11 protein-coding genes are annotated in these 12,488 nt (G+C 65.0%); 6 read left to right on the plus strand and 5 right to left on the minus strand.

Going from position 1 to position 12,488, the window contains the following annotated elements; translation table 11 throughout:
• Positions 1 to 75 precede the first annotated feature (75 nt).
• Both ACQP2Y_RS05545 and ACQP2Y_RS05550 read right to left on the minus strand, forming a co-directional pair.
• Positions 76 to 648, minus strand: a complete 573-nt coding sequence (locus ACQP2Y_RS05545) for a dihydrofolate reductase family protein (protein WP_433725163.1) — start codon at positions 646 to 648, stop codon at positions 76 to 78.
• A gap of 82 nt (positions 649 to 730) precedes the next feature.
• On the minus strand, positions 731 to 1,342 hold the full coding sequence (locus ACQP2Y_RS05550; RefSeq protein WP_433725165.1) for a dihydrofolate reductase family protein: 612 nt from the start codon (positions 1,340 to 1,342) through the stop codon (positions 731 to 733).
• Positions 1,343 to 1,512: 170 nt separating this feature from the next.
• Here ACQP2Y_RS05550 and ACQP2Y_RS05555 point away from each other — a divergent pair, with 170 nt between their 5' ends.
• The gene (locus tag ACQP2Y_RS05555) at positions 1,513 to 2,592 is read left to right on the plus strand and encodes an NAD/NADP octopine/nopaline dehydrogenase family protein (protein ID WP_433725167.1); all 1,080 of its coding nucleotides are present in this window, start codon (positions 1,513 to 1,515) and stop codon (positions 2,590 to 2,592) included.
• Positions 2,593 to 3,133: 541 nt separating this feature from the next.
• Here ACQP2Y_RS05555 and ACQP2Y_RS05560 read toward each other — a convergent pair.
• Positions 3,134 to 4,984, minus strand: a complete 1,851-nt coding sequence (locus ACQP2Y_RS05560; RefSeq protein ID WP_433725169.1) for an AIPR family protein — start codon at positions 4,982 to 4,984, stop codon at positions 3,134 to 3,136.
• A 271-nt stretch (positions 4,985 to 5,255) separates the two neighbouring features.
• On the opposite strand from ACQP2Y_RS05560, the gene ACQP2Y_RS05565 reads away from it, so the two are divergent.
• Positions 5,256 to 6,635: a YaaC family protein gene (locus ACQP2Y_RS05565; protein ID WP_433725171.1), complete on the plus strand. Its 1,380-nt coding sequence runs from the start codon at positions 5,256 to 5,258 to the stop codon at positions 6,633 to 6,635.
• A gap of 362 nt (positions 6,636 to 6,997) precedes the next feature.
• Positions 6,998 to 7,225, plus strand: coding sequence for a winged helix-turn-helix domain-containing protein (locus tag ACQP2Y_RS05570; RefSeq protein ID WP_433725173.1), 228 nt, complete (start codon positions 6,998 to 7,000; stop codon positions 7,223 to 7,225).
• Positions 7,226 to 7,573: 348 nt separating this feature from the next.
• On the opposite strand, the gene msrA is transcribed toward ACQP2Y_RS05570, so the two are convergent.
• Complete coding sequence (msrA, locus tag ACQP2Y_RS05575; RefSeq protein WP_433725175.1) at positions 7,574 to 8,224, minus strand: peptide-methionine (S)-S-oxide reductase MsrA; 651 nt, start codon at positions 8,222 to 8,224, stop codon at positions 7,574 to 7,576.
• A 22-nt stretch (positions 8,225 to 8,246) separates the two neighbouring features.
• Positions 8,247 to 8,669, minus strand: coding sequence for an HIT family protein (locus ACQP2Y_RS05580; RefSeq protein WP_433725177.1), 423 nt, complete (start codon positions 8,667 to 8,669; stop codon positions 8,247 to 8,249).
• Positions 8,670 to 8,693: 24 nt separating this feature from the next.
• On the opposite strand from ACQP2Y_RS05580, the gene ACQP2Y_RS05585 reads away from it, so the two are divergent.
• From ACQP2Y_RS05585 to ilvA, 3 genes are read left to right on the plus strand one after another with little or no spacing between them, the layout of a single operon-like run.
• Positions 8,694 to 9,845, plus strand: coding sequence for a cystathionine gamma-synthase (locus ACQP2Y_RS05585; protein ID WP_433725179.1), 1,152 nt, complete (start codon positions 8,694 to 8,696; stop codon positions 9,843 to 9,845).
• A 24-nt stretch (positions 9,846 to 9,869) separates the two neighbouring features.
• Positions 9,870 to 11,237 (plus strand): amidase, encoded by a 1,368-nt coding sequence (locus ACQP2Y_RS05590; RefSeq protein ID WP_433725181.1) that lies wholly within the window; start codon positions 9,870 to 9,872, stop codon positions 11,235 to 11,237.
• Between the two features lie 22 nt (positions 11,238 to 11,259).
• The gene (ilvA, locus tag ACQP2Y_RS05595) at positions 11,260 to 12,483 is read left to right on the plus strand and encodes a threonine ammonia-lyase (RefSeq protein ID WP_433725183.1); all 1,224 of its coding nucleotides are present in this window, start codon (positions 11,260 to 11,262) and stop codon (positions 12,481 to 12,483) included.
• Positions 12,484 to 12,488: the final 5 nt, after the last annotated feature.

The following is a 12,488-nucleotide window of genomic DNA, read 5'->3' on the forward strand; positions in this document are numbered from 1 at the left end:
TGAATTGTCTTCTTGTTCAGTGTGTGAGGAGGGGTAGGAGGCTGTCGATCTTTTACACCCGTAGGGAGGACAGCATCAGTGCAGCGTAGGGCGGTAGATGAGCTCCTGGATGCGGCCGTCGAGCGTACGGGTCTCCAGCAGCTCGAGGTCAAAATCCTCGGCGCCGGCGAAGATCGGCCCGATTCCGGTCCGGCCGGTGACGACCGGAAAAAGCGTCACGTGTACGCGGTCGACGAGACCGGCGGCCATCAGCGCCCGGTTCAGCGAAAGGCTGCCGTGCGAGCGGAGCGGGACGTCGGACTGCTCCTTGAGGCGGCCGACGACATCGACGGCGTCACCGTGCTCGACTGTCGCGTCGGGCCAGTCGAGGGGGCCTTCGAGGGTGCTCGACACGATGGTCGTCGGCAGGTTCCGCATGCGGGTGACCCAGGGGTCGCGGACTGTTTCCTCGGTGTTCTCGGCCAGCAGGCTCGTGAAGATCCGGTAGGTGTTGGCCCCGAAGACCATGCGCTGGTCGGTGTTGTAGAGGGCGAGCCGGCGGTCGAGGAGCTCGGGGCCCTGCTTGCCCCAGTAGCCGGTCCAGTCCCCGCCGGCGGCGCCGAAGCCGTCGAGGCTGGAGAAGACGTCGAAGGTGTAGGTCGCGGTCATGAGGTTCTCCTTGAAGTGATCAGTGGTTGCCTCTCACTTCCGCTACGAACGCCCCTGCCCAGAATCGACAGGCTCCACTGATTCAGTCACGGGTGCGCTGCACCGGGAAGACAAGGTGGACGACCCGGTCCCCTTGGATACACACGGTCGGGTTGCCGAGCAGGACGTCTTCCGAGGTGAGTTCGCCGAAGAAGGGCCGGTTGCCCGCGCCCATCACCACCGGCACCAGGTCTACGGCAACCTCGTCCAACAGCCCAAGCTCCAGGCACTGCCGCGCAATGGTCCCTCCGGTGACCGTGACGACACGATCTCCAGCGAGCTCCTTGGCCCGAGTGATCGCAGCCTCGACTCCCTCGGTGACGAAGTAGAAGGGGGCATCGGGGTGCGCCTCGACCCAGTCGGTGGGGACCTGATGCGTCACCACGACGATGGGGACGTCCAGGGTGTGCCGGCCTTGCCAGCCGTCGGTTACGTCGAACAACGTCCGGCCACAGACCAGCGCACCGAGAGAAGACACCCATCGCTGCCAATGCTCCGCACTCTGCGGGGTGAGGTGGACGGTGAAGTCCCCAGCGGGGGTCGGAATCGCGACGTCGCCGTTCTGCAACCAGTCGAACAACCGGCCGATGGAGTTGTCCGGCTTGGCGACGTACCCGTCGAGAGACATGATGGCCTGCGCCTGCACTGTGCTCACGGAGTGTTCCTCTCAAGTGTGCCGAGATGGTCGCTGCGGAAATCAACGATCGACCCGCGTAAGATCTTCGACGGGAAGAACTTCCGAGATTCGTCGAATCGTCGAGGAAATACTTCCACCGATTGAACCTGCCGGCGTCTGCCAGGACGCCGGAGGATTGGGGAGCGACCATGAACGTCACCGTTATCGGTTCCGGCAACGGAGGCATGGCTCTCGCCTTCGACTGTGCTCAGCAAGGCCACCGCGTCTCGCTGTACTCCCAAGCCGCACACGCTCACGAAAACCTTGAGGCAGTCCGGGCCAAGGGCGGCATCACGAGCCAGGGACGGCTGGAGGGCTTCGCCCCGGTTGCGTACGCCGGTACGGACATCGAAGCCGCCATGGAGGGTGCCGAGATCGTCTTCGTGGTCGGGCCCGCGTTCGCCACCGAGCCGTTCGGTCGCGACCTCGCACCTCACCTGAGGCCCGGGATGACCGTGGTGGTCTGTCCCGGCTCCTGCGGCGGCGCCCTCGCCTTCAAGCGAGCCGCGGGTCTGGCGGTGCACGACGACAGCGTCATCGTCGGGGAGACCAGCACCCTCCCGTACGCGTGCCGGGCCGACGGCCAGGGCAACGTCCACGTATTCCACAAGTTCGACAAGGGCCTCTTCGCCGCGGCCGTTCCTCGGTCCGGCAACGGCAAGCTGCTGGAGATCCTCAGGCAGGTCTATCCCTCGTCCGTCGAGGCGGCCACGGTCTTCCAGACATCTCTGCAGAACGGCAACCCTGTCATCCACCCCGCGGTGACGCTCATGAACGCCGCCCTGCTGGAGCGGACCGGTGGCGACTTCCTCTTCTACGAGGAGGGCGTCACCCCGGCGGCGAGCCGTCTGATGGAGGCTGTCGACACCGAACGTCTCGCCATCGCGACGGCGCTCGGCGTGACGATCCTGTCCGAGCCGGATATCGGTGTGGAGCAGGGCTACATGACCGAGAGCAACTACACGACCGGGTATTCCCGGGCGCCCGGCTTCCGTGGCATCAAGGCCCCGACTGCCCTCGACTCCCGGTACCTCACCGAAGACGTCGGCTACTCCCTGGTCTTCTTCACCGACCTGGGCCGCCGACTCTCAGTGCCCACCCCGACGATGGACGCGATCATTGAATTGACCTCTGTCGTCCTCGCGCGCGACCTGCGTGCGGAAGGAGCCCGCACGATGAGTTCTCTGGGCCTCGACGACCTGACCGCCGAACAGCTACTGAGCCTCTGAGGACAGGTCCACGACTGGGAAAAGCCCGCCGAGATATTCGCCGGGCTCCTCGAGGCAGATGCTTCCACTGACTGATTTCGCCCTCGTCTGCACGAAACGTCATCGTTGATATAAGACAAAATGTGGAAGTCCACTCGGGCAGCCGGGTTATCCGGAAACCACTGTCAGCGAGGCCGCCTGACCGAAACCCGACGGCCTTGCCTCTGCGCAAGTCCAGCGGTCAGGCGTCGCTCTGGGCGACGCCGATCGGGCACCGATCGGGCACGTCCGTGGTTACGAGTTTCAATACAGGGTCAAGGCGGCCCGCTTCGCAGGCCGCTCGCGCCGCCCAGCAGGGCCGGGCCTGCGGCCCGCCGCTCGGGGACCCCGCGCCCGGCCGCTTCGCTGGGCGCACCCCGGCGGTTCCAGCCCGGCGGCAGGCGCGACATGTGAAGAAAGCCTCTGCCGGCGAAGAATTTGGCAGTTCCGGGGCTAACCAGTCCGCGGTGACGTGACGCCTCCGGCGGGGACTCTGACCTCTTGGATGGTGGAGCCGTGCTGCCTAAAGCTTGAGGTGCTGTTTGAACTGCGTGTAGATCTTGTCGTTGGACTCCACGGTCGCCTCCACCATCGATTGGAACTTCTCTAACGCGTCTCTTACGCGCTCGTTGTTTTTCAAGTCGTTGTCGGCTGCGGAGGTCAGTTGATTGACGAAAGGCAGTAGTGCCTGAACCAGCGGCCGCCAGCGCTCGACGCCTTCCGCTGGGCTGCAATTATCTTTGAATTCGAGCGACCGCCGATCTGGAATCACGTGACCGGTTACGCTCTCCAGGCTTTCCGCAACCGCGGCAACGAGCAGTGTGATGGAGCCGCGACGACGAAGGAAACCTAAATGCTTCTGTTGAGACGCCGTACGACCATCCTCGGGAAGTTGGGACAGCTCACGCTTGACTTCCTCTACTGCCTTTTGTAGCGAATAAGTCAGCACGATCTGTCGGGCAGTCGTATGATCGGTGAAGACGCTCGCATACACCCCATCGTTCTCCCAGATTCTCCGCGTCTCATTGTATGCCAAATTCGGCTTGCCCTGGAACGCTGCCAGAGACTGGGCGACAGTCTGATCCGCGAGTAGGAACTTCGAGCGCTCGATTGCATCCCGAATTCCTCCACGTCGGCCACCCCGGTAATCGGCATCAGGCACCGTGGAGAACTCATGCCGCAACCTGTCTTGCACTGCGTCCTTACTGCGGAAGTCGGTAGCCTCGACCTTGTTTTGGCTATTGTTGTATCTCACGATCTCGGCAAGTACGTCGCGGTCACTGCAGGAAACGAAGCGGACCATCACCTGCATGTCTTTCAAACCAGAAGCGTCAGCTTCTGACAGCGTCCCAATAGATCCGGTTGTCTGTGCACCGTTGATGATGCCGACGCCCGTCAACCGCAGCGTGGCCCCGGGCTGAGCGGAATTCGCGCCCACCTCGTAGTTGTTGACAAGAATCGTGAGTCCGTTGTTGTAGATCCAGAACCGGCCGGGCAGTTCCTTTGCGGTTGTTTTGATGCCATTATTGATGTTTCGGTCACTTCGAACTACGCCGAGATATTCTCGTACGTTCGGCGACATTAGGTCGGCCTTGTGTTTGATCCAGAGTTCTCGCAGCCATTCGCCTGGGACGGAAGTGCAGTAAGCGCGCCAGCTATCGCCGGTCACCTCAAAACCGCCTGGAACCTGGATCTCCAATTCTTCGGCAACGATGATCGGAGCCTGCGTGCGTCGGTACATCTCGTCCAGCGTGGCGGTTCCAATTTCCAGAACTGACACGTTCACCGACGTTTTCGGATAGTGCGTCCTTAGTAGGCTGACGGTCGTCTGCTGCACTTGTGCGAGTTCGCCCGCAACATTTTGCGACTCAGGCAGGTTGTGGCAGTACCAGACGTGGACTTCGTTAATTTTGTCGCTCAGAAGCGCATCGCGGACCTCGAGTGCAGCGGATTTGAGTGCCTCCGGCAGGGTGTCTAGCGCTCCGGTCAATAGCCAAGTTGCAGCGGTGTTGAGGTCACTTGCTTTGCCGGCGGGGGCTTCGGACTTCTGGTCATTCTGAGCGACGTAACCCTGAGCGAATACGAGGATTCCAGCGTCTCGGTCGACGTATACCAGGTCGCACTTCTTGTCATTGGAATGATCCGTTAGCGCGACTGCGGCTACTGAATCGATATCTCCTATGCTGAAATTGAGCTCGAGCGCGAACAGCATTAGCGCCTTATCTTCGCCGTACGCCATTAAATCCGCTCGTGCACGTAGGGCAACCATGCTGGGCGACGACGACATTAGATCCTCCGTGATCTGGGTACGCTGCCGTACTTGGCTCGTCGCATAGAGTAGCTGTCCACGTGGGAGTTGCTGAAGCGCCTTCACTGTTGCTCGTCGACCAGGTGCGGGCCGTGGCCGTGCCGGAGCCCGGCAGTGGAAGCGGCTTGCAGCCAGTGCAGCAGCCGCCCATACCGGGCGACCGGAGCGCCAGCGACTCGCAGCGGTACGGGGACGCCTACGGCTGAGGCATCTGGTAGCGGGGGGAACCAGGGGGGGCGGCGGACAAGTCGACCTGTACGCCGGCTAGTGACAGTGGCACGCTGTCGACCCGGGGCCCGTATCCACGGAGTGTGCCGAATCGAGTGCTGGAGTACATGTGATTGCATATGGAGCCTTCCGCCAGCAGTTCTCCGGGGCGCAGTCTTCCCTGAGCGACGCGCTCGCCGTGCTCGAAGGCTCAGGAATCTTCGAAGTGGTGTCCTCGAGGGCCGACGGTGACACTCAGTACATCGAAATCGTCTCCTACGACCAAGATCTCAGTATCCCGGTTGAGCGGCAGCGGAAGTACCTGGACGAGGCGGATCGCCTCCTTCAACCATTTAGTTTTGAGCGGCGGTCGCATGGCTCGACTACGCCGCAGCGCGCGTATGGGACAACAGTTTCAATTCCGCCAAACAGTTCAGACAAGGGTGTAGTCGCGCATCCTGAGCCCTTAAGCAATACTATTGCCTGGTCTAGCCTTCGCACCCTAGCCGAAGTTGAGAATGCAGGCGTAACCCTGTTTCAGGCTGGTGCGCATAATCCGATTGATCTTTGGCGAGAGTTTTCCGGATACGTCAGGCAGGCGCGGACATATTTTGACGCCGCAGAAAAAGTATCGGATACATCAGCGTCGCTTTTAATATACTACTGTGCACTGCAGCTGGCCAAGGCGGAACTGCTTCGAACCGTGCCAGATCGAGTTTATCAAACTAAGATTTACCACGGGATATCTCATGATATTGCGAACGCCGGCGACCCGAGCGTCGATCGCTTGAGGGTTATGGCAGACGGAGTATTTCCTCGCCTGTACGAGAAGAGAATGGGAACGAAGCTACCTCCGAATACCGAGCTGTCAATCTTGGAACTGTTGAAGTACGTTCCTGAGGTTGCAATGGAGGTAGAGGAAGCTGGACTGGGCGTTCATCGACCACTTCAAGCGTTCCATGTGGCCGCGATGACCCCTGACGCAGCATGGAGCAGTGTTCTGACCTTCTTCAATGGCTTTCTTAAAGATCCGGGTGAAGGCAGCACCCAAGCCATCGAAACAGAGTTTCAGCAGATGGCTCCCCCGCCCAACTGGCGGCAAATGATCGGCGCGAGCGTACGTATCAACCCAATGACACTTCGCTTTTACCAAGCTCGAAAAACTACGCCGCCGCACACAGGGATCTCTAAGTTGGCCGCGGTAACTGCGCCGAGCTTGCGGACGATGGCGGATAACTCGCTTATCCCGACGTGCGACTTCATGTTGTGCCCCACAATCGATCGCGCTGGCCTTATCCCCATGAACTGTGCCTTGGCCAGGTATCTACTCGTCTTCTATCTTTCATCACTTGTGCGATACAAGCCTTCGATTCTGGACTCGAGTCGTCACCCAACCTTCGCGTGGATTTTTGAGTCCTTCACTACGCAGGTCGCTTTGCCTCTGGTGGTCAACTTCTACGACGGGATAACCGGCCGATGGTCCGACTTCGGCGGTCGATACAGCGGCTAGCTATTGAGAAATTTAAACCATACCTACCTGGATGCTAGGCCATCGCCTAATCAGGCGGCCTATGTATGGACGGGGCAGCGGCTTGGTTGGTTGCCGCTAGGCCGGTTCGACCAGCCGCACTGCAGGGCCATCGATCGCTCTGCTAGGCGTAGGGCAGAGTGGACAGACGAAAGCCCGGAGCATCACGGTTGCTCCGGGCTTTCACCTCGACCACGGGTCGGCTCATCACCTCCGACCTCGCTGTCAGTGTCTCCCAAGCGCCAACCGAGGAGACGTATGGCCAACCTCCCACAGCTAGCGTTGGGTAGTCAAGGGCTAGTCATCGGTGCTCTACTCGGAAGTGCCAACCGAGGAGATCACCTGTGCCACCGCGTTACCGATACGAAGAGATCGCTGACGACCTCCAGCAGCGCATCAAAGCTGGCGAGTTCCCGCCCGGCTCACGTCTGCCCAGTCGCCGCGAGCTGATCGCCCACTACGAGGTGACCGAGCCCGTGATCGACCGGGCCATGCAGATCCTCCGCATCAAGGAGATCACCGAGACGCTGCCCGGCGTCGGTGTCTTCGTTCGCGACGACCCCGGCGCATAGCCCAGTCTGCTGAGCCAGTCGCGCCTGGCCTGCTGGCGGCGCAAGCGCCGGCATCGGCCGACGCGCGGGCTACATCGTGCATTGACGAGATCGGCCGACAACCACGCGGTACAACACAAAGATCTCGGACCTCTGGGATGGGATAAGCCATCCCGCCGTCCGTCGCCCCAGGCGAAGCCGAGCAGACCGCCGCCGGGACCGCCATCCTTCGTCGATACCTACCGCCGGGCGAGCCGTGGCGGCCCCGGCGTCGGCCCGCTCCCCGGTGGGTGGGTCGACGGCCGACGGGATGGCAGGCAGATGAACCGAGGTGCCCTCAGGCGTACGAGGACACCTCGATGCGAACAACTAAGCGGTCTTGGCAACGCCGATCGGGCAGGTCATCCCGTTCGGCCCGTGGTTGCAGTACCCGTTCGGGTTTTTATCACTTGAAAGGTACTGCTGGTGGTAATCCTCGGCGTAGTAGTACGCCCCCAGCGGAGCAATCTCAGTAGTGATCTGCCCCCGCCCAGCCTTGGTAACCACCGGCTGGAACGCCTCCACCGAACCCAACGCCACGGCCGCCTGCGAAGGCGTAGTCGTGTAGATCGCCGACCGGTACTGAGTCCCCACATCGTTCCCCTGGCGCATCCCCTGCGTAGGGTCGTGGTTCTCCCAGAACGCCTTCAGCAACTGCTCATAGCTGATCTTCGCCGGGTCGTAGACCACCTGCACGACCTCAGCATGCCCGGTTCGCCCCGAGCAGGTCTCCTCGTACGTAGGGTTCGGGGTCGTCCCACCCGCATAACCCACCGAGGTCGAGTACACCCCGGGCAGCCGCCAGAAGATCCGCTCGGCTCCCCAGAAGCAGCCCATGCCGAACACGGCCGTCTCGTATCCGGCCGGCCATGGGCCCTTCAGCGGGGTTCCGAGCACCGTGTGCTTCTCAGCCACCGGCATCTCGGCATCGTGGCCGGCCACAACACCAGGCAGGTCGAGCTTCTTGTACCGCAGGAACACGGTCACTCCTCTCATCCGCCCTCTACAACGCCCCGTCCAGCGCGATCCTTACCCGGTCCGCGTACGACTGCGCCTCCTCGTCGGAGGCGTACTTCGTCCGCGGCCAGAAGAAGCCGCGGAGCCCGTCGCCCTTGGTCCGGGGTACGACGTGCGTGTGCAGGTGAGGCACGGACTGTGACACCACGTTGTTGATCGCCACGAAGGTTCCCTGGGCGCCCAGGGCTGACGGGACCGCCGCAGCCACCCGTTGCACCAGGGCGAAGTAGCCCGGCAGCAACTCAGGCGGCAGGTCGGTCAGCTGGGAGACGTGCGGGCGGGGCACCACCAGGACGTGGCCCTTGAAGACCGGGCGGATGTCGAGGAAACCGACGCCGTCCTCGGTGTCCACCACCCGGAACGCGGGAACCGTACCCGCCACGATCGAACAGAACAGGCAGTCGGGCATCAGCGCAGACTAGCCTTGCCTTTCATGACGGGTAACACGTACGGCTTCGACACTCTGGCCATCCACGCCGGGCAGGACCCGGATCCGCGCACCGGGGCGGTGGTGCCGCCTATCTATCAGACGAGCACCTACGCGCAGGATGCCGTCGGCGCCCCGCGGCTGGGTTACGAGTACAGCCGCTCGGGCAACCCGACCCGCGACGCCCTCCAGGAGTGCCTCGCCGCGATCGAGGGTGGCCGGCGTGGCCTCGCCTTCGCCAGCGGGCTCGCCGCCGAGGACACCCTGCTGCGCGCGGTCTGCCGGCCCGGCGACCACGTGGTGATCCCGGACGACGCGTACGGCGGCACCTACCGGCTTTTCGCCAAGGTCGCGGAGAACTGGGGCCTGGACTGGACCGCCGTGTCGCTCAGCGACCTGGACGCGGTGCGGGCCGCGTTCCGTCCCGGGCACACCCGGCTGATCTGGGCCGAGACGCCGACCAATCCGCTGCTGAACATCGCCGACGTCACCGCCCTCGGCGCGCTGGCCCACGAGTACGACGCGATGCTCGCCGTCGACAACACGTTCGCCTCTCCTTACCTTCAGCAGCCGCTGGCGCTCGGGGCCGACGTGGTCATCCACTCGACGACCAAGTATCTCGGCGGGCACTCCGACGTCGTGGGTGGTGCCCTGGTCACCTCCGGTGACGAGCTCGGCGATCAGCTCGCTTTCCACCAGAACGCGATGGGCGCGGTCAACGGGCCCTTCGACGCCTGGCTGACGCTGCGCGGCATCAAGACCCTCGGCGTACGCATGGACCGGCACTGTGACAACGCCGAGCGGATCGTCTCCTATCTCCAGGACCACGAGGCCGTCGGCCAGGTGCTCTACCCGGGGCTGGAGTCGCATCCCGGACACGAGACCGCCGCCAAGCAGATGTCACGCTTCGGCGGCATGGTGTCGTTCCGCGCGGCCGGCGGCCCTGAGCAGGCGATCAACATCTGCAACCGGACCAAACTGTTCGTCCTGGCCGAGTCGCTGGGCGGCGTCGAGTCGCTGATCGAGCACCCGGGACAGATGACACACCTGTCCGCCGCGGGCTCACCGCTTGAAGTCCCCGCCGATCTCGTGCGACTGTCTGTCGGCATCGAAACCGTTGACGATCTGCTCGCGGATCTGGAGCAGGCGCTCGGCTAGGGCTTAGACAGACGGAGACGGGCCATGGAGAACCTGGCGACCACGTGGGTGGGTGCCACGGCGAAGCAGATCTCGCGTGCGGTGCGGCGCGGCGACACGACAGCCACCCAGGTCGTGGCCGATCACCTGGAGCAGATCGCGATCTCCGATCCGGCGATCGCGGCGTTCCGCGTGGTGCGGGCCGGTGAGGCGATCGCCGAGGCCGAGAAGGTCGACGACCAGGAGGACCTGGCCAACCTGCCGCTGGCGGGCGTGCCCGTCGCGGTGAAGGAGAACACGCCCGTCGCCGGCCTGCCGACCTGGCACGGCTCGGCGGCGGCGCGGTCCGCCGTGGCCGAGGACGACCACGAGGTGGTCCGGCGGCTGCGCGGGGCCGGCGCGGTGGTGGTCGGCGTGACCCGGATGCCCGAGCTGGGACTGTGGGGCACGACCGACGGCGCCGAGGAGCCGACCCGCAACCCGTGGGCGCTGGAGCGTACCCCCGGGGGTTCTTCGGGCGGCTCGGCCGCGGCCGTCGCCGCCGGCCTGGTGCCCATCGCCCAGGGCAACGACGGTCTCGGCTCGGTGCGCATCCCGGCCGCCTGCTGCGGCCTGGTCGGGCTCAAGCCCGGCCGCGACGTGATCCCCTGCGACCTGGGCATCGACGGCTGGTTCGGGCTGACCGAGAACGGCGTCCTGGCGACCACGGTCGCGGACGCCACGCTGGGCTTCAGCGTCATGGCGGGCCGCGCCCCGGCCAAGCTGGTCCAGCCGGACAAGCTGCGGGTCGGCGTCTCGCTGCGCTCCCCGGTCGCCGGGGTACGCCCGGACGAGCCCAACCGCGAGGCAGTGGCGAAGGCGTCCAAGCTGCTCGTCGGCGTGGGCCACGACACGGTCACGGCCGACCCGCCGTATTCGACTGCGGTCGGCCTGGCCGGGCTGCTGACCTGGTTCGCCTGCGCATACCGGGAGGCCGACGCCGCCGGGCTCGACGTCCGGACCCTGCAGCCGCGCACCCGCCGGCACATCGCGCTCGGCAAGTTCGTGTGGCGGCGCGGCTGGGTCAAGCAGCAGCAGCGGGACGCGTGGCGGGAGAAGAGCATCCAGTTCTTCGCCGACAGCGGCATCGACGTGCTGCTCACGCCCGCTCTGGCGACGGCGCCGCCACCCGCCGACGGGCACGCCGCGGGCAGCTGGCGGCGCAACATGCAGGTCAACATGGCGTACGCGCCGTACGCCGCGCCGTGGAACATCGCCGGGCTGCCCGCGATCGTGGTGCCGGTCGGCCTGCGCCCGGACGGCCTGCCGATCGCCGTGCAACTCGTCGGACCGCCCGACTCGGAGCTGCTGCTGCTGGCGATCGCCGGGCAACTAGAGGTGGCGAACCCGTGGCCTCGTCACGCCTTCGTATGAGCCGGGTGGCACGATTCGACTCATGACCGATCTGCTGGAGCTCGCCGACATCGAGGCCGCCCGAGCCCTGCTCACCGGGGTCGTCAAGACCACCCCGCTGGAGCACTCGATGCCGCTGACCCGCACGCTGGGCGTGCCGACGTGGCTCAAATGCGAGAACCAGCAGCGTGCGGGGTCGTACAAGGTGCGGGGGGCGTACACCCGGATCTCCCGGCTCTCCGACGCCGAGCGCGCCCGCGGCGTGGTCGCCGCGAGCGCGGGCAACCACGCCCAGGGCGTCGCCCTGGCGGCCAGCCTGCTGGGCGCCAGGTCCACGGTCTTCATGCCGGAGGGCGCGCCACTGCCCAAGGTCTCGGCCACCAAGGGGTACGGCGCCACGATCGAGTACGCCGGCACGACAGTCGACGACGCGCTGGCGGCGGCCCGCGAGTTCGCCGACGCGACCGGGGCGATCCTGATCCACCCGTTCGACCACCGCGACATCATCGCCGGGCAGGGCACCGTCGGCCTGGAGATCCTCGAGCAGTGCCCGGACGTCGGCACCATCGTCACCGCGGTGGGCGGCGGCGGCCTGATCTCGGGCGTGGCGGTGGCCGCCAAGGCGCTGCGCCCGGACATCCGGATCATCGGCGTGCAGGCGATCGGCGCGGCGGCCTACCCGCCCTCACTGGCCGCGGGGGAGCCGCTGACCCTGGACCGCTCGGCGACCATCGCCGACGGCATCGCGGTGATGCGCCCGGGCGTACTGAACTTCGCCCACGTCAGCAAGCTGGTCGACGACGTGGTGACGGTGACCGACGAGGACCTGTCGGCGGCCCTGCTGGTGCTGCTGGAACGCCACAAGATGGTGGTGGAGCCGGCCGGCGGCGCCTCGGTGGCGGCCCTGCTCACCGGCAAGGTCGACCTGAAGCCGCCGATCGTGGCCATCCTGTCCGGCGGCAACATCGACCCGATGCTGCTGCTACGGGTGATCGAGCACGGCCTGGTGTCGGCGGGCCGCTTCCTGCGCCTGGCCGTACGCACCGGCGACCAGCCCGGCGAGCTGGCCCGGCTGCTGGCGGAGATCGCGGAGCAGCGGGCCAACATCGTGGACGTGGCCCACTCGCGGCAGAACCCGCGGCTGAGCTTCGGCGAGGTCGAGGTGCAGCTCTCGGTCGAGACCCGCGGCCCGGACCACTCGGCCGCCCTGATCGGCGCACTGCGCAGCCAGGGCTACCCACTGACCCTGCTGTCCGGAACACCCTGATTTTC

It is taken from the genome of Actinoplanes sp. CA-051413, assembly GCF_050955795.1.
GTDB lineage: Bacteria > Actinomycetota > Actinomycetes > Mycobacteriales > Micromonosporaceae > Actinoplanes.